Consider the following 22,958-nt stretch of genomic DNA (forward strand, 5'->3'; position numbering starts at 1 on the left):
CCGTGCGGTTGCACGTTCGTCCGCGGGCGGTTCAGGGTGGGATCAGGGGGTTTCCCGGTTCCGAGGACCTGTTCGCTACGGAAGGATGGGACCCATGAAGACGCTGCTGAACATCATCTGGGTCATCTTCGCGGGGTTCGGGCTGTGGCTCGGATACATGCTCGCAGGGATCATCTGCTGCCTGCTCATCGTCACCATCCCGTTCGGCATCGCGTCCTTCCGCATCGCGGGGTACGCCCTGTGGCCGTTCGGCCGTGAGGTCGTCGAGAGCCCCCGCTCCGGGGCGTTCGCCCTGATCGGGAACGTCATCTGGGTGATCGTGGCCGGCTGGTGGCTCGCGCTGGGGCACATCGTCACCGCGATCCCGCTCGCCATCTCGATCATCGGCATCCCGATGGCCTGGGCGAACCTCAAGCTCATCCCGGTCTCGCTCATGCCGCTCGGCAAGCAGATCGTCTCCAGCGACGCCCTGCTGCCGACCTACCGCAAGCAGGTAACCGCAGCCTGATCGAGCACGTCCGCTGACAACTGGCGCCCGGTGGTCGAGCTTGTCGAGACCCAGGTCTCGACAAGCTCGACCACCGAACACCGGGGCCGGCTCAGTCGCGGGCGATCGGGGCCGTCCTGCCGGCCGTCAACGTGACCAGGTCGGAGGGGGCCAGGCCGATGTCCAGGCCGCGTCGGCCGCCGGAGACGTAGACGACGTCGTACGCCTCCGCGGACTCGTCGAGCACGGTGAGGTGCCGCGTCTTCTGGCCGAGCGGCGAGATGCCGCCCACCACGTACCCGGTCGCCCGCTCCGCCGCCGCGGGCTCGGCCATCGCGGCCTTCTTGCCGCCGGCGGCCCGGGCGAGGGCCTTGAGGTCCAGCTTGCGGTCCACCGGCACAATGCCGACGACGAGCTTCCCGTCGACGTCGGCCAGCAGGGTCTTGAACACCTGCGGGGCGTCGACGCCGATCGCCTCCGCCGCCTCCATGCCGTAGCTGAGGTCGCTCGACGGGTCGTGCTCGTACGGGTGCAGGGTGTGCTGCACACCGGCCTTCTCGAGGGCCACGACGGCCGGTGTCCCATGGCTGGCGCGCGCTGTCTTCTTGACCACGACGTGATTGTGCCCCCTCGGGCCCGGGCGGCGCACGGGCTTCCGGGGAAATCAGTTAGCGTGGGTAACGTGTTAGCCCTCCTGGTCCTCGCCATCCTCGTCGGGGGCTCCCTGCAACGTGTCGCGGGGATGGGCTTCGGGCTCGTCGCCGGGCCGTTCATCGTGCTCCTCATCGGCCCCGTCGAGGGCGTGCTCTTCGTCAACCTCGCCGGCGCGATGATGGCGCTGCTGGTGCTCGGGCGGACGATCCGCGGCGTCGACTGGCGCCGCTACCGCTGGCTGGTGACGGCGTCGGTCCTCGTCACCGTGCCGGCCGCCCTGGTCATCCGGGACGCCAGCACGTCCGCGCTCGAGATCGGCATGGGTGCCATCGTCGTGGGCGCGATGGCGCTCGCCCAGGTCACCTCACGCCTGCGCGGGGCGGAGCGCGCGTTCGCACCGGAGGCGCGCCTGCCGCTGCTGATCACGGGCGCGGCGGCCGGGTTCGGCAGCGTCGCGGCGGGGATCAGCGGCCCGCCCATCGCCGTCTACTCGGTGCTCGACCGGTGGGACCCACGAGCGTTCGCGGCAACGGTCCAGCCGATCTTCCTGACCAACGCGCTCGCGGCGATGGCGGCGAAGCTCCTGGTCGCCGACGCCACGTTCCCGGACCTGGCCATCTGGGAGTGGGCGGTGGTCCTGGTCGCCCTCCTGGCCTCCGTCGGGCTGGGCGAGCTGCTCGTGGGACGGATCTCGGCGAGCGCCACGCGCAAGGTGCTCGTGACGCTCGCCTACGTCGGAGGGCTCGCGACCCTGACCCGCGGCCTCCTCTCCCTCTGACGCGATCACCACCACACCGGTCAGCCCTTGGCGAGCGGCCCCAGGACCATCGACGGTTCGCCCGACGGCGTGAGCCTGGCCGTCCCGAGGTTCCCGACCGTGCAGCTGCCGCTGCGCGGGGCCCCGCCGTTCCACACCTGCCGCAGGCAGTTGCGCATCGCGAGCTGCCCCCAGTAGCTGGGGTGCAGCGACTCCTGGACGAAGTACGGCGAGTCGCCGATCGTGGTGACCGTGCGGATCTGGTTGACCCACTCGGTCCGGTCGGCGGCGCCCGGCGACTGCCAGCTCGGCAGGCCGATCTCCTCGTACAGCCCGACCCCCTTCTCGCACAGCCGCTTGCCGTCGAACGCGTGCGTCATGTCAAGTGTGCGAACGTTCGATAGCCCGACGTCGGACGCGGCACCCAGCAGCGCGCCGTTGATGGTCGGCAGCGCCGTGGCGTTGGCCCAGTCGGCGTCCCGGTTCCAGATGCCGCACCCGCCGACGGACTGCCGTGTGTAGCCGGACTCGGAGTACCGGAAGCCGGAGCTGCTCGGCATGGGCGACGGATAGGTCTGGACCACCAGGGTCCACTGGGAGGTGCTGTACCCGGCGTTGCTCATCGCGGTCGCGACGTTGCCGAGGGCTCCGGCCACCCGGGACCGGATGGCGGCCACGTTCGCGGCGGTGAAGTTCTCCGCGACGGAGCTGTCGTCGTGGCAGTAGTTCTTCCACCAGGACGGCGACGTGAGGAAGTTGACGACGCAGGTCTGGACGGCGCTCGCGAACTCGAAGTCGTTGCCGCCGATCGAGACGACGACCATGCGCACGTTCCTGGTGGTGGCGGCCTCCTGGAGCATGAGCGCCTGGCCCTTGCCCGCCGAGCTGTTGAAGAAGTCGATGCCGGGCTTGAAGTTCGTGCCGGCCGCGGTGGCGGTCCGGGCCCCGCTGCAGGCGAGATTGAGCCCGTTGACCCCGCCGCCGATGTGGGCCTCGGCGGACGACGCCCGATGGCAGCGGGCGATGGTCTCGCCGGTGCCGCCGGCGTTGTCGTGGTAGGCGTTCGGGCCGAGCGCGTCGGCGCGCCGGTAGTCGGCGTTGGAGGCGCCGGCCCAGCGGCCGGCCTCCCCGGAGATGTAGGAGTCGCCGAGGGTGACGACCCACGGTGTCCCGACACCGGGGCCGTCGGCGGCCAGGGGGGCGGCGGACGCGGGCGACGCCGCGACGAGTGCGGCTGGAACGATGAGCGAGAACAGTGCGGTGAGTGTGGCAGGGCGGAAGCGCATGGAAACACTCCTGTCGTCCGGGCCGGGCCAGCGACGTTGCTGACCCTGACTCAAGTAACAGAAGCGTACGAAACTTACCTCGAATGGTAAATATTAACCCAAGTGCGGATTCTGATCAGATCTGCCCGACGCCCAGCACCGTGAGCACTACCTCGCCCGCCTCGTCGCTCGCCGCGAGGTCGACCAGGGCGGTGAAGGCCCAGTCGCGGTTGCTGTCGGCGTCGTCGAGCACCTGCCGGACCCACCAGGTCCCCGCCTCGACGCGGACGGTGTCGCCGTCGGCGCTTCCTGGCAGCTCGGCACCCGGCTCGAGGATCGTCAGCAGCGCGCCCGACCGCGCCTCCGGGCCGAAGCCGACGGCGTCGTCGCCCTGTTCCTCGAACAGCGGGTCCAGGGCGTCCGCCCACGCGTCGGCGTCCCAGCCGCCGCCCAGCGCGGCCAGAGCGCCGTAGGACTCGCGGGCGATCAGCTCGACGCGGCGGAACATCGCGTTGCGGACCAGCCGGCGGAACGCGCGCGGGTTGCCGGTGACCGGTCGTGCGGGGGCCTCGGCCCCGGCGTCGGCCAGCTCGCCGTCCGTCACGAGGTCGGCATCGTCGTCCACGGGGTTGGCCAAGCGCTCCCACTCGTCGAGCAACGACGAGTCCACGCCGCGCACGAGCTCGCCGAGCCACTCGATGATCTCCTGCACCTCCTCGGTGCGGTGCTCGTCGGGGACCACCTGGCGCACGGCGCGGTACGCGTCCGCGAGGTAGCGCAGGACCACGCCCTCGGTGCGCTCCAGGCCGTAGACGCTCACGATCTCGGCGAACGTCATGGCCTTCTCGACCATGTCGCGCACCACGGACTTGGGGGAGAGCTCGGCGTCCGCCACCCACGGGTTGGTGCGGCGGTAGGCCTGGAACGCGGGCTCCAGGAGGTCGGCCAGCGGCTTGGGCCACGTGACCTCCTCCAGGAGCTCCATGCGCTCCTCGTACTCCAGGCCCTCGGCCTTCATCGCCGCGACCGCCTCGCCGCGGGCCCGGTTCTGCTGGCCCATGAGCACCTGGCGCGGGTCGTCGAGGGTGGCCTCGATGATGGAGACGACGTCGAGCGCGTGCGTCGGGCTCTCGACGTCGAGCAGGTCCATCGCGGCGAGGGCGAATGGCGACAGCGGCTGGTTCAGCGCGAAGTCGCGGGGGAGGTCGACCATGAGGCGGGCCGACGGGCGGAGGCGGCCCTCGGCGTCGGGCACCCGGACCTTCTCGACGACGCCCGCGATCCGCAGCGACCGGTAGATCCGGAACGCCTGCCGCACGTGCTCGGCCTGCTGCGTCTCGGTGTCGTGGTTGGCCGTCAGGAGGTGGCGCATGGCGTCCACGGGATCGCCGGCGGCGCCCGCCATCCCGTGACCCGCCGACCGGGCCGACGCGCGGGCCAGGACGTTCAGCACCATCGCGTGGTTCACGCGGAACTGGGAGACGAGCGGCTCCGGATCGGCGTCGCGCAGGCGCTCGAAGGTCGCGTCGGTCCAGTTCACGCTGCCCGACGGCGCCTTCTTGCGCACGATCTTCTTCAGCTTCTTCGGGTCGTCGCCGGCCTTGGCCAGGACCTTCCGGTTCTCGATGACGTGGTCGGGCGCCATGACGAGCACCTCGCCCACCGTGTCGAACCCGGCGCGGCCCGCCCGGCCCGCGATCTGGTGGAACTCGCGGGCGCTCAGGTGGCGCATGCGCTCGCCGTCGTACTTCACGAGGCTCGTCAGCAGCACCGTACGGATCGGCACGTTGATGCCGACGCCCAGGGTGTCCGTGCCGCACACGACCTTGAGCAGGCCCTTCTGCGTGAGGCGCTCCACGAGGCGGCGGTACTTCGGCAGCATGCCCGCGTGGTGCACGCCGACCCCGTGCCGCAGGAACTTGCTGAGCGTCTTGCCGAACCCGGTGCCGAACCGGAAGGCGCCCATCTCCGCGATGATCGCCTCCTTCTCGGACTTGGTGGAGACGTTCATGGACAGCATGGACTGCGCCCGGTCGACGGCGTCCTTCTGTGTGAAGTGGACCACGTACACCGGGGCACGGTGGGTGGTGACGAGCTCCTGGATGACGTCGGTGAGCGGCTCGACGACGTAGGAGAACGTCAGCGGCACCGGGCGCTCGGCGCCCGCGACCTCGGCGACGGGCCGGCCGGTGCGCTCCTCGATGTCCTCGCGCAGCCGGGACGTGTCGCCCAGGGTGGCGCTCATGAGGATGAACTGGGTGTCCGTGAGCTCCAGCAGCGGGACCTGCCAGGCCCAGCCGCGCTGGGGGTCGCCGTAGTAGTGGAACTCGTCCATGACGACCTGCGAGATGGCGTCGTCGTCGGCGTCCACGCCGCTGCCGCTCCCGCTGTCGCCGCGGCGGAGCGCGACGTTCGCGAGGATCTCCGCGGTGCAGCAGATGATGGGGGCGTCCGGGTTGACGGCGGAGTCGCCGGTCATCATGCCGACGTTCTTCGAGCCGAACGCCGCGACCAGGTCGAAGAACTTCTCGCTGACCAGCGCCTTCAGCGGCGCCGTGTAGTACGTGCGCCCGCCGCGCCCCGACCGGTGGGCGGCCAGGGCAGCGAACTGCGCGCCCATGGCGACCATCGACTTGCCGGAGCCCGTGGGCGTCGCGAGCACGACGTGCGAACCCGTCATGACCTCCAGGAGGGCTTCCTCCTGGTGCGGGTAGAGCGCGCGCCCGCCCCCGGCGGCCCACTCGCTGAAGCTCTCGAACAGGACGTCCGGGTCGGGGTCCTTGCCCGTCGGTGCGGGCAGGTACGGGATGAGGGTCCCGGCAGGCTTCGGGGTGGCCGACGCCGGTCTGGGATCGCTGGTGGCGGAGAAGGCTGTCGCGGAGGTCGAGGTTGTCGAGGAGGGCGCCGTCATGGTGCTGCCCATTCTTGCAGGCGGGTGAAGCGTGCTGTGGGACAGGGCTACGCCTCGCGCGCCGGAGCGGCCCCCGACCGCTTCTCGCCGGCCTGGACCGCGACGACCCCCGCGAGGATCAGGACGCCGCCCACCAGCTGGATCGGCCGGGGGAGCTCGCCGAGCAGCAGCCAGGCGAACCCGATGGCCGCGACGACCTCGAACAGCCCGACGAACGAGGACAGCCGCGGGCCGAGGAGGCGGCCGGCGGCGATGCCCGCGACGTAGGCGAACCCGGCCGTGACGATGCCGAGGCCCAGGACCGGCAGCCACCACGGCACCTCCGTGCCCGCGTAGACGGGCGACGCGGTGCTGTAGGTCAGGGGCATGATCCCCGTCGCGCCGAGCAGGCCCAGGGCGAGGGAGGCGGTGGTCAGACCGCCGGCGGCCAGTGCCAGCGGCGGCAGGCCCGTGTCGGGGTTCGCGTTGATGACGAAGTAGGTGGAGACGCCGAGCATCGCGACAAGGGCCCAGGCGACGCCCGCGGGGTCGACGGCGGTGGCGCCCGGGTCGCCGGAGACCAGGTCCAGCACCAGGACGAGCCCGACGGCGGCGAGCAGCGTGCCCATGACGGTGGCCCTGGTCGGCCGCTGGCCGTGCCGCAGCCAGAACCAGAGCACCACGGCCGCCGGCGCCGTGTACTCGATGAGGAGCGCCGGGCCGATCGCCATGTACTGCACGGCGGAGAAGTAGGCGAACTGGCAGCCCGCGACCGACACCGCGCCGTAGATCGCGATGAGCCCGAGATTGCGCCGCACGGGGCGCCAGTCCCCGCGCAGCGACACGATGCCGAGCGGGAGCACGACCACCGCCGCCAGCACGACGCGGGCGAGGACCATGGCGCCCGGGCTCCAGCCGGTGTCGAGCAGCCCGCTGGCGAAGACCCCCGACAGGCTGAAGGCCGCGGCGGAGAGACCTGCGAACACCAGGCCGGTGGCCAGGCGGCGGGTCGGCGGCGTCGGGACGGCGCCGGCCCTGGTCGTGATCAGGCCCGTCCCGCCGGTGTCAGGTGTCACAGCGCTCATGGGTCCTGACAGTAGGGGCCGTCGGGATAAGGTGTCAACGTGGTTTTCACTCATGACACCGAGGAAGCGCTCCAGGCCACCGTCGCGCTGGTGAACGCCGCCGAGCCGCCGGTCACGCTCACGACCGTCGCGGAGCTGGACGCGTTCTTCGTCCGGCACGGCTACACGGGGCGGCACGACAGCACCCGGGCCGAGCTCGACGAGGTGCTGGAGCTCCAGGCACCCCTGCGCGAGCTGCTCACGGCGGACCGGGACTCGGCGGCGCACCTGGTCAACAAGATGCTGGCCGACGCAGGCGCGATGCCTCAGCTCGTGCGCCACCCACCCCTCGACTGGCACATCCACGCGGTGCCCTCGGACGCCCCGCTCGCCACGCGCATCCTCGTGGAGACGGCGATGGCGATGATCGACGTGATCCGGGACGACGAGCTGTCCCGCCTCGCGGTCTGCGCGGACAGCGACTGCGAGGGGATAGTCCTCGACCTCTCCCGCAACCGCTCCCGCCGCTACTGCTCCACCACGTGCAGCAACCGCAACGCCCAGGCGGCCCACCGGGCACGCCGGGCGGATCAGACGGTGAGCGCGTAGCGGGTTCGTCCCGACCGCACCGCGGGGCTGCTCGCCGGCGTGCTCAGCCCAGGTCCCACAGGAGCCGGTAGTAGGCGACGCGGTCGGGGTCCTCGTCGATCCCGTACGCGTCGTAGACGAGATGCTCGTAGCCGGGCCCGTAGTTCCAGTCCAGGCTGTAGGTGGCGATGGCCAGGTCGGCCCAGCGGTCGGCGACACCGAGCGCGCCGAGGTCCACGTGGCCGGCCCAGCGGCCGTCGTCGTCGAGCAGGGTGTTCGGGGCGCAGGCGTCACCGTGGCAGACGACCAGCCGGTCGTGGTCCGGTGCGTCGGCGGCGCGTGCGCGCGCCTCCGCGGACCAGCCGTCGGACGCCTGGCCGCCGGCCGCCAGCGCCTCGGCGACGGCGATCCGGTCGTCGATGCTCCAGGTCCACGGGCACTCGTCGACAGGAAGGGCGTCGTGGAGCGCGCGCAGCCCTGCGCCGATCGCCCGGGCGGCGGTCTCGGGCTCGGCGAGCCACCGGGGGTCGACGGCGGAGCGCGCGTCGATCGCCAGCGTCGCTAGCCACTCGGCGTCCTCGTCGGCGCCGACCTCCAGCACCTCCGGCACCGGCGTGTACTGAGCCGCCCACTGCATCCGTGCCGCCTCGCCGGCGAGGTCGACGCCCTCGATGGTGGCCCGCTCCGAGCGGGGCGCCCACTTCACGAAGTAGGCGGGCCGCTGCAGCGACGTCGGCACCGGGTCGACGCGGAACGTGAGGCCGCCGAGCTCGTTGCTCCAGGCCGGCGTGACGAGCGCTTCGCCGGCGAGCTCCCGCACGACGTCGGGCACGGAGATCTCGCCGGTGGGGATCGTCATGTGGTCAGCGTGCCAGACCTCGCAGCGACGCCACGACGTGTCTTACGGACGCCGCGCCGGGTGGGCCGAGATGCGTCGGCCGCGGGTCGTCCGAACGATGTACGAGGGCGGACGGAGATCGTCCGTCCGGCCGACGACGCGGCGGGCCGGCCGCGACAGGGTCGGGACATGCCTGCCGACACACCATTGAGCACGTCACCCTCGCGGACGCCGGAACGGACGCCGGCGTCCGCAACCGCGCCGCCGAGCGCCCCGCCGGGCACCGGCGGCCGGATCGCCGCGCTCGATGTCCTGCGCGGGATCGCGATCGTCGGCACCCTCGCCAGCAACATCTGGATCTTCAACGCGCCCGGCGGTCCCGCCGAGTGGATCTCCGACGGCTTCGCCGGCGCGGAGCCGGTGCAGCGCGTGCTGCAGGCGCTGTCCAACGGCAAGTTCCTCGGGCTGCTCACCCTGCTGTTCGGGGTGGGTCTCGAGCTGCAGTACCGGTCGATGGTCCGCCGCGGCATGCCGTGGCCGGGCCGGTACGCGCTGCGCGCCGGGATCCTGTTCGTCGAGGGCCTGGTGCACTACGTCCTCGTCTTCGAGTTCGACGTCCTGATGGGCTACGCGATCGCGTCCCTCGTGGCCGCGTACCTCATCGGGCGGAGCGACCGGGCCGTGCGCGCCTGGGGCGGTGTGCTGGCAGGGCTCTTCGTGGTGGCGATCGCGGGCGCCACGGCGCTGATGGTCGCGACGGGCGGGTCGGGGACGGCGTCGGACGGCGGGACGCAGGCGGCCGACACGACGACCATGTCGACGGCGAGCTGGTTCGACCAGGTCCTGCTGCGTCTCGAGCACATGGGGTTGTTCCGGATCGAGCTGCTCCTGATCGTGCCGTCGGCCACCGTGCTGTTCCTGGTCGGCTCGCGGCTCGTGCGCGCAGGCCTGTTCACCACGACCGAGGACGGGGCGCGGGTGCGCCGTCGGCTCGCAGGGGTGGGACTGGGTGTCGGCGTCCCGCTCAACGCGCTGACGACCTGGGCCGGGCCGGACTGGTTCCTCGTCGACCGGTACCTGGTCCCGCCGCTGGTGGCCGCGGGGATCCTGGCGCTGGGCACCACCCTCGTCGCCCGGGCGAGGACCCGTCCGGGTCTGCTCCGCCGTGGTGTCGAGGGCGTCGGGCGGACGGCGCTGTCGTGCTACGTGCTGCAGAACGTGCTGGCCTCGGCGCTCTGCTACGACTGGGGGCTGGGGCTCGCCGGAGGCGGACCCTGGCAGGTCGTGGCGATGTGGGCGGGCATCTCGCTCGCGCTGATGATCCTGGCGCCGCTCTGGCTGCGGCGGTGGCCGCGCGGGCCGATCGAGCTCCTGATGCACCGCGTCTACGACGCGCGGCGCCGCTGACGGAGCCCCGCTGACCTGGCCGTCGACCGGGCGCCGCCGACCGCGGGCGCCCCCTGCCGGACGCGGAGGCTCTCCTCGGCGTCCCACAGCGCCCGGTAGTAGGCGGTGCGCTCGCGGTCGGGTGCCACGCCGTAGGCGGTGAGCACCAGGGGTTCGAGCCCGGGTCCGTAGCGGCGCGTGACGCTGCGCGTGGTCACCGCGATGTCGGACCAGCGGTCCGCGACGCCCAGGTCGCCGACGTCGACGTGGGCCACGAACCCGCCGGCCCGGTCGAGGAGCGTGTTCGGCACCGTGGCGTCCCCGTGGCAGACGACCGGCCGGTCGGCCGGCGGCGGGGTCCCGAGTGCGGCGGCGGTTCTCGCGCGCTCCGCCGTACCCAGCGCGGCGCTCAGCGCGGCGCTCAGCGCGGCGACGCGGGTCTCGGCGGTGCGGACGAACGGGCAGGTGTCGGTGGGGAGCGCGTCGTGGAAGCGGCGCAGGCCGATGCCGATCGCTATGGCGGAGCGCTCGGCCTGGTCGTGCCACCGGGGCTCGATGGCCGACGACGCGATCTCGCCGCGGACCTCGACGGCCGCCGTCAGCAGCCACGAGCCCTGGGCGTCCCGCCCGGCGTCCAGCACGCGGGGGACCGGGGTGAACGAGGCCGCCCAGAGCAGGCGGTCGGCCTCGGCGAGCGGGTCGGGGCAGGGTGCGCCGTCGGGCACCCACTTGAGGTACGACCGCCGGCTGCCGCCCTCCGTCTCGAGCCGGACCGTGAAGCCGCCGTACTCGTTGCGCCACACCGGTACGACCGTCGCCCCGGACCGCAGCTGATCGGCCAGGTCATGTACGACGGACGGCACTTCGACGGGCGTCGGACCGATGCCGACGAGCGCGTTCGACACCCCATGATCGTCCCATGAAGCGGGTGAAAAAGTGCTCCTGATTCGGAGCGGCCGCGGGCACTGGGCAACACGGTCGGCCGAGGAGGTGGATCGGTGGACGCGGCCAGGTGACGGCGCTCGCGGGTGAGGCCGGGTGCGCGACGTCGTGGACCGACGTTGCGCACCCGGCCTCCGTGGTGGGCCGCGCGAACGTCAGACGGCGCTCGGTGCACCGTGTGTGCCCAGGGTGCCTGCCGGCGCGGCCGAGCCCGATGCCGCCGTGCCGGAGACCGTGACGTCGACGCACTGGTAGAACGCGTTGACCGTGTTGGCGACGTTCCAGCGGGCGAAGATCGTGTGGTCGCCGGCGGGCAGGCCGGTCAGGGTGTGCTCGACGGTCGCCCCGGGCTGGGCTCCGCCGTCGTCCACGGTCTTGAAGAGCTGGCCGTCCACGAAGTACTCCCACGTCGAGGTGGCGTGCCGGGCGGTGATCTGCCAGCGGAACGTGGTGTCGCCACTGATGGTGGTGCGCGGCCAGGGCAGCGAGTCGTCGTCGACCACCGTGAAGCCGCTGCCGCCCGAGCACTGCGTCGAGCCCTTCGGCGCCTCGATGCTCTGCGGCTCGTACTGCAGGCCGCCGCAGTCGAAGCTCACTGCTCCCGTGGCGCAGTGGTCCGCGCGGCTGGGCGGGCTGGTGATCCAGCCGTGGGCCTGCGCCTGGGGGACGAGCGCGCTCGGGGCGACAACGAGGAACGCCGCCGCGAGAGCCGTCGTCGCGAGGGCGGCGAGCAGTGAGCGGGTCTGTGTGGCGCGGGCCTGCAGGGCATGGGTGTGCGTGCGGCTGGGGTGCGGGCCGGCTGTGCGTGAACGGTTCACGGTGGTGCCTTCCGTCGGTCGTACGTGCGCTGGCGGTCCCGCTTCTGCCTGGTGGTCGGGCCAGAACCGGGAGCGGGTGAAATTTCGTGCTGGGCACCGAACCTAGGAAACGAAAGCCCTGCTGACAATGAGGGTGAATTCGTACGCGTATCCCCGTATTTCTTGTGCTGAGACGCACGAACGGCTGGTGTCCGACGCTGGACACCAGCCGTTCGTATCAGCCCGCGGGTTTGTTCTCCGGGTGCGCGGGACCTGCACAGCCGGTCCTCACAGGCGCGTCGCCACCAGGCGTCCGTTCCCGTCCAGGAGCTCGCTGCTGGTGCCCGCCGGCGCGCTGCCGCTGCGGACGTTCACGTCCATGCAGGCGTAGAACGCCATGGCGGTGTCGTAGACGTTCCACCGGGCGAGGATCGTGTGGTTCCCGCTCGGCAGGCCGGACAGCGTGTGGGTGACGGTGGGCGCCGGGGTGGCACCGCCGTCGTTCACGGTCTTGAAGAGCCGGCCGTCCACGAAGTACTCCCAGCTGGCCGTGCGGTGGAAGGCCGTCAGTGTCCACTGGAACGTGTGGGTGCTGTTGATGCCCGTGCGCGGCCAGGCGAGCGAGCCGTTGTCGAGAGTGGTGAAGCGGCTGCCTCCGGAGCAGAGCATCGAACCCTTCGGGGCCTCGACGCTCTGTGGCTCCCACTCGACGCCGTTGCAGGACCAGCTCACGGTCCGCTTGGCGCAGTGGTCCTGGCGGCTGGGCGGCGACACGACCCAGCCGTGGGCCTCGGCCCTCGGCATCGTGGAGCTCGGTGCGGCGACCAGCGCCGTCAGGGTCAGGGCCAGGACGGCGAAGACGCCGAGCAGGACTCGGGCGGCGGGCGTTCTCAGTGCGGTGACTCTCATCGGGCTCACCTCGTGGTGTGAAGTTGGGAATCTCCTGAAGTACTCCTGTGTGCTGGTGCGACACCACGACGCTAGAAAGCGGATGAGCCCGCGACAAGTAGGGCTACTACGTACTGTCCTGGCCGACATCGGGGCAAAGGTCCGCCTCCATCACACGATTGGGCATGCTCTACGGCCGAAAACCATGCGCAATCGTGTGGTGGAAGCGGACCTTCGCGTCAGCGGTGTGCGCCCGCGCTCATCCGATCGAACGAGGGGCGAGCGCCGCGTCGCAGACCTCGATCAGCCGGAGGCGGAGAGCGTTCGACCGTTCGGCGTACTCGCGCTGCCGCCGCACGTACTCCGCCTTGCCGTGCGGCGTCTCGATCTCGACGGCGGCGACGCCGTACTCCGAGACGTCGTACGGCGAGGCCGCCATGTCGGTCCAGCGGATGTCACGCGCCAGCTCGAACGCGTCGAGCAGCAGGTCGCCGGGCACGGCCGGGCCGAGCTTCAGGCACCACTTGTAGAGGTCCATGTTGGCGTGCAGGCAGCCCGGCTGCTCCAGGCCGACCTGCGTCGCACGGGTCGGTCGCAGCTGGTTGCGTCCCGTCGCCTCCGGCGTGAAGAACCGGAACGCGTCGAAGTGGGAGCAGCGCACGGGGTTCGCCTCGACGACGGCGTCCGTCCCGGCATGCCCGAGCCGCAGCGGCAGCGGGTGCCGCTGGTCGCGGCCTGCCTCCCGGTCGCGGTAGACCATCGCCCACTCGTGCAGCCCGAAGCAGCCGAATGTGCCCGGGCGCGACGTCGTGGCGGACAGCAGCTCGCGCACGTACCGCACGGTGTCGCCGCGGTCGGCGAGGAAGGCGTCGCGGTCGAGCATGACGGCCTGGGGCGCCTCGCGACTGTCCGGCGCGGCGTCGTCAGGGGCGGTCGTGTGCCACCGCCACGTCCTGCGGTCCTCGGGGTCGGGTGCGGCATCGCCGGCGTCCGGTTCGAGGGCGCCCGCCCCGCCGTCGGGCAGCAGGAGCGCGACACCCACGCCCGGGTGCCAGCGGCGCAGGTGGGTGAGGCGGGTGGGGTAGTACGTGAAGAGGAAGTCCTCGATCGCGTGCTTGCGCCCGGCGTCGCGGGCCGCGCGCCAGACGGCGGTGAGCGCGTCGGCCCGTTCGGCGTGCGCGGCCGCGAGCGGCAGCCACTCCTCGGGGAGCAGCACCCGGGCCGGGCTAGTCCCGGCGTCGCGCACGACAGGCTGGTGCCCGACGGCGTCGGGCGCACCGGGCGCGATCGGCTCGCCGAGGACTGTGCTCACCGGTCCAGGGTAAGTCGGCGCCGCACCCGGCGGATGCGGCTGAAGCGTTCCTGCGCCGGCGCCCCACTACGCACGATGCGTCCTAAACGTATACAGGTACCCTTGAGGTGTAAGCAGTTAGGAGTACTACTCATGACGTTCCCGTCGGCCGTGCTGACGCTTGACGACGCGCGTGCTGCTGGGCTGCGCAAGGACCAGGTGTATCGCATGGTCGAGAACGGTGAGCTGGAACGGGTCGCGAGGGGCGTGTTCGTCCGTCCAGACCGGATCGATCCGACACTGGTTCCTCTCGCAGCGGCTACGGCGCTCCGACCTCAAGCGACCATGTGTCTGACCAGTGCTTTGGTCCATCACGGGCTGAGCGACGCGATCCCGTTCGGTCCGGACATTGCCTTGCCGCGGGGAAATCGTCGCCCAGCGGGATTCGACCACGTGACCTGGCACAGCTTCGATCCTGCGACGTTCGAGGTCGGGCGCCTCAGACTGGAAGACACGGACGATCTGAAGTTGTGGGTCTACTCCGCCGAACGAACCATCGTCGACAGCTTCCGGCTGGCTCATCGCGAAGGCCTCGATGCCGCCCATACAGCGCTGCGCCGCTGGGTACGCCAGCGAGGCAACTCGCCCGCTGCCCTTCTTGCGACGGCTCGCGCTTTCCCGAGGTCCGTGCCTCGCATTCGACAAGCTCTGGAGATTCTGCTGTGACTCGACCTACCCGCGGCACATCGGCAGGCCGTGCGTACAACGACCTGCGCAACCTGGCTCGCCGCGACGGTCGTGACGTCGCCGAATACCTGACGCTCTACGCCCTCGAAGGTTTCCTGACCCGCTTGGCCGCGTCGAAGCACGTCAGCGACTTCGTCCTCAAGGGTGGTGTCCTGATGGCAGCCTTCGCCGCCCGCCGTCCCACGCGCGACGTCGATCTTGCAGCGTCAGGCTTCCCGAACGACATCGACGACGTCGCCGAGCGCGTCCGCCAGATCGTCGCTGTCGATCTCGACGACGGGCTGGAATTCGATCTGGCGTCGGTCTTCGGCGAGGAGATCCGGGACGAGGCCGACTACACGGGTGTGCGCGCGAAGGTCACAGCACGGCTCGCCACGTCCCGCATCGCGCTGCACGTGGACGTGAACTTCGGAGATCCGATCTGGCCCGCACCTGCGCGTACCGAAGTGCCCCGCCTGCTCGGAGGCGTCGTGGAATTGATGGGCTACCCAGACCACATGGTTCTCGCGGAGAAGATCGTCACCGCCGTCGAACGGGGCACCGCGAACACGCGTTGGCGCGACTTCGTCGACATCGTTGCTCTCGCGCGGATCCGGCCCATTCGGCTGGCCGACCTGGCTCCGGCAATCGAACACGTGGCCGTCTACCGGGGCGTCGAGCTGCAACCCTTGAAAGTCGTACTTGATGGCATGGCTGACGTCGCCCAGACCCGGTGGGCCCAGTGGCGGCGCAAGCAACGTCTTGAAGTCGGCACACCAGAACGATTCCAGGACTTGCTGGACGAGATCGTCGTCTTCACGGACCCAGCGCTTGATGGCAGTTCCGAGAGCCGGACGTGGGATCCCGAAGCGCGCGTGTGGCAGGCGCGACGGGCGGCCTCGACGACCCCGTAGAGGTCCGGCGCGTTCGCCCCGGCCGCCGTCGTAGGGTGCCAACATGTCCGATCTTCCTCTGCGCCGCCTCGGGCGCTCCGGCCTGTCCGTTCCCGTCGTCGGCCTAGGGTGCAACAACCTCGGCCGCACCGGCACCGTCACCGAGACCGCTGAAGGTGCGACGGCCCTGATCGACGCCGCGATCGACGCCGGCGTGACCTTCTTCGACACCGCCGACGCGTACGGCGCCCGCCGCGGCCTGTCCGAGGAGCTGCTCGGCGCCGCGCTCAAGGGCCGCCGCGACGACGTCCTCGTCGCCACGAAGTTCGGCCTCGACATGCAGGGCGCCAACGGGAACGACTTCGGCGCTCGCGGCTCGCGCCGGTACATCGTGCGCGCCGCCGAGGCGTCGCTGCGCCGGCTCGGCACCGACTGGATCGACCTCTACCAGCTGCACACGCCCGACCCGGCGACCCCGATCGACGAGACGCTCGCCGCGCTCGACGACCTGGTCACCTCGGGCAAGGTGCGCTACGTGGGCCACTCGAACTTCAAGGGCTGGCAGGTGGCCGACGCCGAGCACGTGGCGCGGTCGCTCGGCGGCACCCGGTTCGTCTCCGCGCAGAACGAGTACTCGCTGCTGTCCCGCGGCGTCGAGCGCGAGGTGCTGCCCGCGGCGGAGGCGTTCGGCGTCGGCGTGCTGCCGTACTTCCCGCTGGCGAACGGCCTGCTCACGGGGAAGTACTCGGCGGGGGCCCGGCCGGACGGCTCGCGCCTCGTGGTCGCGAAGCCCCACCTGCTGGAGTCCGCGCCGTGGGAGGCGCTGGACCGGTTCGGCGCGTTCTGCCGCGAGCGGGGCGTCGCCGAGATCGACGTCGCGTTCTCGTGGCTGCTGTCCCGACCGGAGGTGACCTCGGTGATCGCCGGGGCCACGCGTCCGGAGCAGATCCGCCGCAACGCCGAGGCGTGGACGTGGACCCCGACGCCGGAGGACCTCACGGAGCTGGACGCAATCTTCCCAACCTGACCACCTGTCAGACCCGGCCGCATGTGTCAGACGTACGGGTCACTCCGGTGACCTGTACGTCTGACACGGTGGGTAGCGTGGGCGCATGAGGCTTTCGTTTCGGCAGGTCAATGTGTTCTCCCCGGCCCTGACCGGCGGCAACCCCGTCGCCGTCGTGCACGACGCCGACGGGCTCACCGACGACCAGATGGCCGCCTTCGCCCGCTGGACCAACCTGTCGGAGACGACGTTCCTGCTCGCCCCGACCGACGCCGGGCGCGACGGCGGCGCCGACTACCGCGTGCGGATCTGGACCCCGGGCGGCGAGCTGCCGTTCGCCGGGCATCCCACGCTCGGCACCGCGCACGCGTGGCTCGAGGCCGGCGGCGAGCCCGCCGGTGAGGGCGTGGTCCAGGAGTGCGGCGTCGGCCTGGTGCGGCTGCGGCGCACCGCCGTCGGCGACGGGCACCGCCTGGCCTTCGCGGGCCCGCCCCTGATCCGCTCGGGCGACGTCGACGGCGCCGACCTCGTGCGGATCGCGCGGTCGCTGCGGATCGGCCCGTCCGACGTCGTCCGCGCGGCCTGGGTCGACAACGGACCCGGCTGGGTGGCGGTCCAGCTCCGCGACGCGGCTGCCGTGCTCGCGCTCGAGCCCGATCTCGCGGCGATGGGGGAGCTGAAGCTGGGTGTGGTCGGCGAGTACGGCGTGGGCGTCGTCGGCGAGTACCCGGCGGGCGAGCCCGCGATCGAGGTGCGCGCCTTCGTGCCGTCGATCGGAGTGGGGGAGGACCCGGTGACCGGCAGCCTCAACGCCGGCCTGGGGCAGTGGCTCGCGGGGGACGTGCTGCCGTCGTCCTATGTCGCGTCGCAGGGGACGGCGCTGGGCCGCGAGGGCCGCGTGCACGTCGACAAGCTGCCGGACGGCGAGGTGTGGGTCGGCGGCGACACCGTCACGACGATCGTCGGTCAGGTGGCTTTCTGAGCAGGGGCTGACGCCAGGTCCGGAGCAGCGTCGGGCGCGGCGCCGGACGCCGCGTCCGAATCACGGACCGGCGTCGGGAACGCCTTCCGCGCGACCCCCGTGAACACCCGCTCCAGCGGGCCGCGCCCGAACAGCGCCCGCCACAGCGTCGCCCCGGCCAGCGCCCAGAGCACCATCACGCCGAGCGGCCCGTTGTCCGGGTAGACGAGCAGGTCCACGCCGGCGCGGCTCCACCACCAGATGACCACGAGCTGCGCGGAGTACACCGTCAGTGCCATGGCGCCGACGGCCGCCAGCGGGGCGGTCACCACGAGTGCCACCCGTCGCGCGACCTGCCGCCCCCGGCCGCCGCCGTCGGCGTCCGTGCCGCCCCGCGCTCCGACGAGCAGGCACAACCCAAGCACGCCGAGCGCGAAGCCCCCGGACCCCAGGGCCTCGAACATCGTGTCGTCGTGCGGCCCCTCCAGGTACAGGCCGGCCAGGGGCGGCCACGGGTCGGTCAGGGTGGGTGGTGTCGAGTTGAGGTACTCGTACGACGTCATGGCGAGCTCTCGGTCGATGGCCTCGATACCTCCGGCACCGGCCACCAGGGTGGACGAGACGAGCGAGGTGACGGCGGCGAGCCCGAACCCGCCGGCGACCAGGCCCAGGCGCAGCGCCGGCGAGCGCAGGTCGCAGCGCCCCACCGCGAGGCCGGCGAACACGTACGCCATCCAGACCACCGCCGGGTAGTGGCCGGTGAGGAGGAAGTCGGTGGCGGCGCCCGAACCGTCGTGCGGCGCGCGCAGGCCCGCCCGCGCGAGGGCCTCCGGGCCGTAGTAGGCGAGGAACGGTCCGACCACCGCGACGAGCACCGCCATCGCGGCGAGCCGGGCCGGCGACAGGCGCAGGAACGGCAGCGCCAGCACGAAGTAGGCGGCGTAGAACCCGAGGATGAGCAGCACGCGCCCGTCGAGCAGGTCGAGCACCGCGACCAGCGCCATGAGCAGCACGGCCCGGACCAGGATCCGGGCCTGCGCGGTGCGCATCAGCTCACCCGTGAACGGCTTGGCGCCGCCCGTGAACAGCGCCAGGGACAGCCCGGCCACGGTGGCGAACAGGATCGACGAGCGCCCGTGCGCCAGGCTCAGCCACCCCTCCAGCGTGCTGATGTCGTCGGAGGTGACGCCCACGTGCGCCGTGAACATGCCCAGCACGGCGATGCCGCGCGCGATGTCGGCCCCGGGCACCCGGCCGGGACCACCGAGCAGGTTGCGGCCCATCCGGTCGAGGGCGCCCCGGAACGGTCCACGGGACACCGCGGACGGCGCGGCGGAGGGCTGGTCAGGCGTCGGCATGCGGGCATCCTTGCGCGACGGCGGCGCGGACGCGCGCGGGCCACGCCGTCGGGCCGAACACCGTCGAAAAGCCGTGCGCTCTCGGGACGGGCCGTCCGAGGGATGAGAACGCAGATGTGCCGCACCGCCCGGCGCACATACAGTGCGGCCATGACTGGCAGCGCCAACGAGCACGACATCGCTCGCAGCGACACCCCCCGCAGCGACACGTCCCGACACAGGACCCAGCCCGCGGGAACCGACCCCATCGACGCGGTCGACGCCCCCAGCAGCCTGTCGCGGCTGGCCGGTGGCCAGGACAGCCCGGTCGCCGGGACGGACCTGACCAAGGAGTCCGAGTCGTACACGCACGGGCACCACGAGTCCGTGCTGCGCTCGCACCGGCGTCGGACGGCGGCGAACTCCGCGGCCTTCCTGCTCCCGCACCTGCTCTCCGACATGACGCTGCTCGACGTCGGCTGCGGCCCCGGCACCGTCACGGTCGACCTGGCCGAGCGGCTGACGCAGGGCAGCGTCGTCGGCGTGGACGCCTCCGACGACGTGCTCGAGTCCGCCCGCGGCCTCGCCGACGCGCACGGCACCAAGAACATCAGCTTCGAGCACGCCAACGCGTACGAGCTGCCGTTCGAGGACGGCTCGTTCGACGTCGTCTTCGCACACCAGCTCCTGCAGCACCTGTCCGACCCGGTGGCCGCGCTGCGCGAGATGAAGCGCGTCGCCAAGCCCGGCGGGTTCGTCGCCGTGCGCGACGCCGACTACGAGGCCATGACCTGGTTCCCGGAGTCCCCCGAGCTCACCGAGTGGAACATGCTCTACCACGAGGTCACGCACACCTACGGCTTCGAGCCCGACGCCGGACGCCGCCTCGCCTCCTGGGTACGCGACGCCGGGTTCGACCCCGCCACGATCGAACCCGGCGCCAGCGTCTGGTGCTACGCCACCCCCGACGACCGCACCTGGTGGGGCGGCCTGTGGGCCGAACGCTGCACCCAGTCGAACTTCGCGGTGCAGGCCAAGGACTCGGCGCTCGCGGACGACGTCGCGCTGGAGCAGCTCGCCCAGGGCTGGCGGGAGTGGGCCGCGGCCCCGGACGGCTGGTTCGCGGTGCTCAACGGTGAGGTGCTGGCTCGGGCCTGACCGTCGCGTCCCGGAGGCGGACGAGCCGTGCGGTGAGCCCACCGCCGGCGGCCAGGAAGATCGCCAGACCGAGCAGCACGACCGCCGGGTACAGCCAGAGCACCACCCGGTAGGCCGCCACGGGCTCGGCGAGGCCCATGAGCTGGGCGCCGAGCCAGGGCAGCAGGGCGCCGAGCGCGGTGAGCACCGCGAGCGGGACCAGCCGCAGCACGCGCCAGTGCGGCGCCCCGGCGGCGCGCCGCGCCGCCCACGTCCTCGATCGCACGACGACGACCACCCCGGCCACCAGCACGAGCGCCGCGATCCCGAGGACGACGGCGTTGAACACGTCGAACGGGTTGGACGTCGACCGCGGCGTACCGCCGTCCACCGCCACCACAGCGTTGTGCGTCAGCGCCATGGGCTCCCCGGCGGCGTTGCTGAGCACCACGGCGCCCGTCCCCGTGACCGGGGAGAACTCGATCCCGGAGGCGAAGGTCGCGAGCGTGCCGCCGTGCCCGATCAGCGGCGCCGTCTCGTCCTCCGTGGTGGTTCGGTGCCAGCCGTAGCCGTACTCCGCGGCGTCGGCCGGCACGTCGTGGAACGCGCGGAAGGTGTCGGCGTCCAGCAGGCGCTCGCCCGACGGCGACGTGCCGTCCCCTACCTGGAACCGCAGCCAGGACGCCATGTCTCCCGCGGTGGAGACGATGCCGCCGTTCCCGGCGCAGCCCTGGGGTAGCTCCGGTACCGCCACCAGGAGCGGGCCGAGCCCCGAGAACCCACGGGCGAGGCCGGGCGACGGTGCGTCGCACAGCTCGGTCGCCGTGCTGGAGTCCATGCCGAGCGGCGTGAACACCCGCTGCTCCAGGTACTCGCCGAAGCCGATGCCCGAGGTGTGCTCGACGAGCCGGGCCAGCACCGTGTAGCCCGCGTTGCTGTACATCGTGGTGGTGCCCGGGTCGGCGGCCAGCTCCTCGTCGGCCAGGCGTTCGACGGTCTCTGCCGGGGCGGAGGCCGGGTCGGACGAGTACTCCAGGTCCGTCACGGCCAGGCCGGAGCGGTGGTTCAGGAGGTCCTCCACCGTGATCCGCCGGTAGCGGTCGTCGGCCATCCGCAGCTCCGGGAGCACCTCGGCGACCGGGTCGTCGAGGTCGAACCGCCCGGCGTCCGCCTGCTGCAGCACGGCCAGCGCGGTGAACGCCTTGCTCATCGATCCGATCCGCATCGGGGTGTCCTCGGCGACCGGGTCGCCGTCGCCGGTCACGCCGTGCACCCGTACGCGCACGTCGCCGTCGGCGAGCGTCACGAGGGCCACGCCCGGCGCGCGGTGGACCCGTACGTACTCGGCCAGGTAGCCGTCGACCTCGGCGGGTGCCGCCGTCGCCGTCGCCACGAGCGCCGTCATCGCCGCCACCGCGAGGGCTGCCCGCAGAGCGGTGTGCCGCCGCACCCCGGCCCGATAGTTCCGCATGCTCGCTCCTCGTCAGGGCCCGGCGTCTCGATCAGCCGGACCGTCCGTCCGACACGCTATGGACCGGCCGGGGACGGAGGCATCGGGGATGACCTGGGTCGGAGCCCTTGGCCGACCCTGAACGGACCCCGAGCGCCCGGGCCCGCGAGGCAGGCTTACGCTGGCCCCGTGCGTATAGCTAGATTCACCAACGGAGACGACCCCCGCTTCGCCCTCGTGCAGCAGGAGGGCGACAAGACCTTCCTCGCCGTCCTGGGTGGCGACCCCCTGTACATGCCGGCCATGCCGACCGGCGAGCGCGTCGAGCTGGGCGACGGCGTCCGGCTGCTCGCCCCGGTGATCCCGCGCTCCAAGGTGGTGGCCGTGGGCAGGAACTACGTCGACCACGCCAAGGAGATGGGCAACGACGTCCCGTCGAGCCCGCTCCTGTTCTTCAAGCCGAACACGTCGGTGGTCGGCCCGGACGACCCGATCGTGCTGCCGGACTTCACGCAGGAGGTCTCCTACGAGGCCGAGCTCGCCGTCGTCATCTCCAAGGTGTGCAAGGACGTCACGCCGGAGAGGGCGTCGTCGTACATCCTCGGCTACACGGTCGCGAACGACGTCACCGCACGTGACGCCCAGCGCACCGACGGGCAGTGGGCGCGCGCCAAGGGGTTCGACACCTCGTGCCCGCTCGGGCCCTGGATCGACACCGACCTGAACCCGGAGGACGTCGGCGTGCGCTCGCGGGTCAACGGCGAGCCGCGCCAGGACGGCCGCACCCGGGACATGGTGTTCGACGTGCCGTTCCTCGTGTCGTACATCTCCGAGGCCATGACCCTGCTGCCCGGCGACGTCATCCTGACCGGGACGCCCGCGGGCGTCGGCAGGATCGACCACGGGGACCGCGTCGAGTGCGAGGTCGAGGGCCTGGGCGTCCTGGCCAACCCGGTGATGCGGCGCCGCTGACGTGGCGTCGGACCACGGCGCGTCGTTGCACGACGACGCGTCCCGGGTGCTGCGTGCCTGGACCGGGCCGACGGCGGAGCAGGAGCGGCTCAGGGCACGGTACGTGCGGCACCTCGACGGGCACGACGACGGGGTGTTTCGCGGCTGCGTGCCCGACCACCTCACGGCGTCGACGCTCGTGCTCTCGCACGACGGCGCACGCGTGCTCCTGACCCTGCACGGCAAGGCGAAGCGGTGGTTCCAGTTCGGCGGGCACCTCGAGGTCGGGGACCGCACGCTGGCCGGCGCCGCCGAGCGGGAGGCGCACGAGGAGTCGGGGCTGATGGCGCTGTCGGTCGACCCGGTGCCGGTGCACCTGGACGAGCACGTGGTGCCGTTCTGCCGGCCCGGCACCGGGGACGCCGCACGTCCGGTACATCACCTGGACGTGCGGTTCCTCGCCGTGGCCGAGCAGGGCGCGGAACCCGTCGTCTCGGACGAGTCGCTGGACGTGCGCTGGTGGGACGCCGACGCGCTGCCGGATCCGGAGCTGGCCGAGCTGGTGGCCCTGTCGCGGGCACGGTGGGGTGAAGCCTCGGACCGAGGCGGCAGGAATCGTGGCCCTTCGGGCGTGCTTCCGTCACCATGAG

General features: G+C 72.0%; 22 protein-coding genes. 11 read left to right on the forward strand and 11 right to left on the reverse strand.

Features of this window, described 5'->3' with window-relative positions; translation table 11 throughout:
* Positions 1-94: 94 nt before the first annotated feature.
* Positions 95-508 carry a YccF domain-containing protein gene (locus ACNYC2_RS04075; RefSeq protein WP_116676562.1) on the forward strand — a complete coding sequence of 138 codons (414 nt, stop codon included), beginning with the start codon at positions 95-97 and terminating at the stop codon, positions 506-508.
* Between the two features lie 91 nt (positions 509-599).
* Here the strand turns inward: ACNYC2_RS04075 and ybaK are convergent, their stop codons facing one another.
* Complete coding sequence (gene ybaK, locus ACNYC2_RS04080) at positions 600-1,100, reverse strand: Cys-tRNA(Pro) deacylase (protein ID WP_419705804.1); 501 nt, start codon at positions 1,098-1,100, stop codon at positions 600-602.
* 69 nt (positions 1,101-1,169) lie between these two features.
* Here ybaK and ACNYC2_RS04085 point away from each other — a divergent pair, with 69 nt between their 5' ends.
* The gene (locus ACNYC2_RS04085) at positions 1,170-1,919 is read left to right on the forward strand and encodes a sulfite exporter TauE/SafE family protein (protein ID WP_419705805.1); all 750 of its coding nucleotides are present in this window, start codon (positions 1,170-1,172) and stop codon (positions 1,917-1,919) included.
* 20 nt (positions 1,920-1,939) lie between these two features.
* On the opposite strand, the gene ACNYC2_RS04090 is transcribed toward ACNYC2_RS04085, so the two are convergent.
* The 3 genes from ACNYC2_RS04090 to ACNYC2_RS04100 form a co-directional block, all read right to left on the reverse strand.
* Entirely contained in the window at positions 1,940-3,184 is a 1,245-nt protein-coding gene (locus tag ACNYC2_RS04090) for a hypothetical protein (RefSeq protein ID WP_419705806.1), read from the reverse strand.
* Positions 3,185-3,299: 115 nt separating this feature from the next.
* Positions 3,300-6,074: a DEAD/DEAH box helicase gene (locus tag ACNYC2_RS04095; protein ID WP_419705807.1), complete on the reverse strand. Its 2,775-nt coding sequence runs from the start codon at positions 6,072-6,074 to the stop codon at positions 3,300-3,302.
* Positions 6,075-6,121: 47 nt separating this feature from the next.
* Complete coding sequence (locus ACNYC2_RS04100) at positions 6,122-7,138, reverse strand: EamA family transporter (protein WP_419705808.1); 1,017 nt, start codon at positions 7,136-7,138, stop codon at positions 6,122-6,124.
* A gap of 39 nt (positions 7,139-7,177) precedes the next feature.
* Here ACNYC2_RS04100 and ACNYC2_RS04105 point away from each other — a divergent pair, with 39 nt between their 5' ends.
* Entirely contained in the window at positions 7,178-7,726 is a 549-nt protein-coding gene (locus ACNYC2_RS04105; protein WP_419705809.1) for a CGNR zinc finger domain-containing protein, read from the forward strand.
* A 43-nt stretch (positions 7,727-7,769) separates the two neighbouring features.
* On the opposite strand, the gene ACNYC2_RS04110 is transcribed toward ACNYC2_RS04105, so the two are convergent.
* Positions 7,770-8,564, reverse strand: a complete 795-nt coding sequence (locus tag ACNYC2_RS04110; RefSeq protein WP_419705810.1) for a phosphotransferase — start codon at positions 8,562-8,564, stop codon at positions 7,770-7,772.
* Between the two features lie 168 nt (positions 8,565-8,732).
* Here ACNYC2_RS04110 and ACNYC2_RS04115 point away from each other — a divergent pair, with 168 nt between their 5' ends.
* Positions 8,733-9,950, forward strand: coding sequence for a DUF418 domain-containing protein (locus ACNYC2_RS04115; protein ID WP_419705811.1), 1,218 nt, complete (start codon positions 8,733-8,735; stop codon positions 9,948-9,950).
* On the opposite strand, the gene ACNYC2_RS04120 is transcribed toward ACNYC2_RS04115, so the two are convergent.
* From ACNYC2_RS04120 to ACNYC2_RS04135, 4 genes are all read right to left on the reverse strand, one after another.
* A complete protein-coding gene (locus tag ACNYC2_RS04120) occupies positions 9,929-10,834 on the reverse strand; it encodes a phosphotransferase (RefSeq protein WP_419705812.1) in 906 nt (301 codons plus the stop codon). The two genes, ACNYC2_RS04115 and ACNYC2_RS04120, sit on opposite strands and share 22 nt — an antisense overlap.
* Positions 10,835-11,026: 192 nt before the next feature.
* Entirely contained in the window at positions 11,027-11,689 is a 663-nt protein-coding gene (locus tag ACNYC2_RS04125) for a lytic polysaccharide monooxygenase auxiliary activity family 9 protein (RefSeq protein WP_419705813.1), read from the reverse strand.
* A 267-nt stretch (positions 11,690-11,956) separates the two neighbouring features.
* Positions 11,957-12,577 (reverse strand): lytic polysaccharide monooxygenase auxiliary activity family 9 protein, encoded by a 621-nt coding sequence (locus ACNYC2_RS04130; RefSeq protein WP_419705814.1) that lies wholly within the window; start codon positions 12,575-12,577, stop codon positions 11,957-11,959.
* A 238-nt stretch (positions 12,578-12,815) separates the two neighbouring features.
* Complete coding sequence (locus ACNYC2_RS04135; protein WP_419707772.1) at positions 12,816-13,802, reverse strand: 3-methyladenine DNA glycosylase; 987 nt, start codon at positions 13,800-13,802, stop codon at positions 12,816-12,818.
* A gap of 198 nt (positions 13,803-14,000) precedes the next feature.
* Here ACNYC2_RS04135 and ACNYC2_RS04140 point away from each other — a divergent pair, with 198 nt between their 5' ends.
* From ACNYC2_RS04140 to ACNYC2_RS04155, 4 genes are all read left to right on the forward strand, one after another.
* Positions 14,001-14,573 (forward strand): type IV toxin-antitoxin system AbiEi family antitoxin domain-containing protein, encoded by a 573-nt coding sequence (locus ACNYC2_RS04140; protein ID WP_419705815.1) that lies wholly within the window; start codon positions 14,001-14,003, stop codon positions 14,571-14,573.
* Positions 14,570-15,487, forward strand: a complete 918-nt coding sequence (locus tag ACNYC2_RS04145; protein ID WP_419705816.1) for a nucleotidyl transferase AbiEii/AbiGii toxin family protein — start codon at positions 14,570-14,572, stop codon at positions 15,485-15,487. The genes ACNYC2_RS04140 and ACNYC2_RS04145 overlap by 4 nt, the downstream gene beginning before the upstream one ends.
* Before the next feature lie 43 nt (positions 15,488-15,530).
* A complete protein-coding gene (locus ACNYC2_RS04150; RefSeq protein ID WP_419705817.1) occupies positions 15,531-16,493 on the forward strand; it encodes an aldo/keto reductase in 963 nt (320 codons plus the stop codon).
* An 85-nt stretch (positions 16,494-16,578) separates the two neighbouring features.
* The gene (locus ACNYC2_RS04155; protein WP_419705818.1) at positions 16,579-17,454 is read left to right on the forward strand and encodes a PhzF family phenazine biosynthesis protein; all 876 of its coding nucleotides are present in this window, start codon (positions 16,579-16,581) and stop codon (positions 17,452-17,454) included.
* Here the strand turns inward: ACNYC2_RS04155 and ACNYC2_RS04160 are convergent.
* On the reverse strand, positions 17,439-18,791 hold the full coding sequence (locus ACNYC2_RS04160) for a heparan-alpha-glucosaminide N-acetyltransferase domain-containing protein (RefSeq protein ID WP_419705819.1): 1,353 nt from the start codon (positions 18,789-18,791) through the stop codon (positions 17,439-17,441). The genes ACNYC2_RS04155 and ACNYC2_RS04160 overlap by 16 nt on opposite strands.
* Positions 18,792-18,941: 150 nt before the next feature.
* Between ACNYC2_RS04160 and ACNYC2_RS04165 the strand changes: the two genes are divergently transcribed.
* Complete coding sequence (locus tag ACNYC2_RS04165) at positions 18,942-19,928, forward strand: class I SAM-dependent methyltransferase (protein WP_419705820.1); 987 nt, start codon at positions 18,942-18,944, stop codon at positions 19,926-19,928.
* On the opposite strand, the gene ACNYC2_RS04170 is transcribed toward ACNYC2_RS04165, so the two are convergent.
* The gene (locus tag ACNYC2_RS04170; protein WP_419705821.1) at positions 19,900-21,378 is read right to left on the reverse strand and encodes a serine hydrolase domain-containing protein; all 1,479 of its coding nucleotides are present in this window, start codon (positions 21,376-21,378) and stop codon (positions 19,900-19,902) included. The two genes, ACNYC2_RS04165 and ACNYC2_RS04170, sit on opposite strands and share 29 nt — an antisense overlap.
* Before the next feature lie 168 nt (positions 21,379-21,546).
* On the opposite strand from ACNYC2_RS04170, the gene ACNYC2_RS04175 reads away from it, so the two are divergent.
* Positions 21,547-22,329 (forward strand): fumarylacetoacetate hydrolase family protein, encoded by a 783-nt coding sequence (locus ACNYC2_RS04175; RefSeq protein WP_419705822.1) that lies wholly within the window; start codon positions 21,547-21,549, stop codon positions 22,327-22,329.
* A 1-nt stretch (position 22,330) separates the two neighbouring features.
* Positions 22,331-22,957, forward strand: coding sequence for an NUDIX hydrolase (locus ACNYC2_RS04180; RefSeq protein WP_419705823.1), 627 nt, complete (start codon positions 22,331-22,333; stop codon positions 22,955-22,957).
* Position 22,958 lies beyond the last annotated feature (1 nt).

It is taken from the genome of Promicromonospora sp. NFX87 (genome assembly GCF_048564965.1).
Classification (GTDB): domain Bacteria; phylum Actinomycetota; class Actinomycetes; order Actinomycetales; family Cellulomonadaceae; genus Promicromonospora.

Coding starts and splice junctions, on each gene's coding strand:
- ACNYC2_RS04075 (WP_116676562.1), top strand. CDS start 95: ATGAAGACGCTGCTGAACATCATCTGGGTCATCTTCGCGGGGTTCGGG.
- ACNYC2_RS04090 (WP_419705806.1), bottom strand. CDS start 3,184: ATGCGCTTCCGCCCTGCCACACTCACCGCACTGTTCTCGCTCATCGTT.
- ACNYC2_RS04095 (WP_419705807.1), bottom strand. CDS start 6,074: ATGACGGCGCCCTCCTCGACAACCTCGACCTCCGCGACAGCCTTCTCC.
- ACNYC2_RS04100 (WP_419705808.1), bottom strand. CDS start 7,138: ATGAGCGCTGTGACACCTGACACCGGCGGGACGGGCCTGATCACGACC.
- ACNYC2_RS04110 (WP_419705810.1), bottom strand. CDS start 8,564: ATGACGATCCCCACCGGCGAGATCTCCGTGCCCGACGTCGTGCGGGAG.
- ACNYC2_RS04115 (WP_419705811.1), top strand. CDS start 8,733: ATGCCTGCCGACACACCATTGAGCACGTCACCCTCGCGGACGCCGGAA.
- ACNYC2_RS04130 (WP_419705814.1), bottom strand. CDS start 12,577: ATGAGAGTCACCGCACTGAGAACGCCCGCCGCCCGAGTCCTGCTCGGC.
- ACNYC2_RS04140 (WP_419705815.1), top strand. CDS start 14,001: ATGACGTTCCCGTCGGCCGTGCTGACGCTTGACGACGCGCGTGCTGCT.
- ACNYC2_RS04150 (WP_419705817.1), top strand. CDS start 15,531: ATGTCCGATCTTCCTCTGCGCCGCCTCGGGCGCTCCGGCCTGTCCGTT.
- ACNYC2_RS04155 (WP_419705818.1), top strand. CDS start 16,579: ATGAGGCTTTCGTTTCGGCAGGTCAATGTGTTCTCCCCGGCCCTGACC.
- ACNYC2_RS04160 (WP_419705819.1), bottom strand. CDS start 18,791: ATGCCGACGCCTGACCAGCCCTCCGCCGCGCCGTCCGCGGTGTCCCGT.
- ACNYC2_RS04165 (WP_419705820.1), top strand. CDS start 18,942: ATGACTGGCAGCGCCAACGAGCACGACATCGCTCGCAGCGACACCCCC.
- ACNYC2_RS04170 (WP_419705821.1), bottom strand. CDS start 21,378: ATGCGGAACTATCGGGCCGGGGTGCGGCGGCACACCGCTCTGCGGGCA.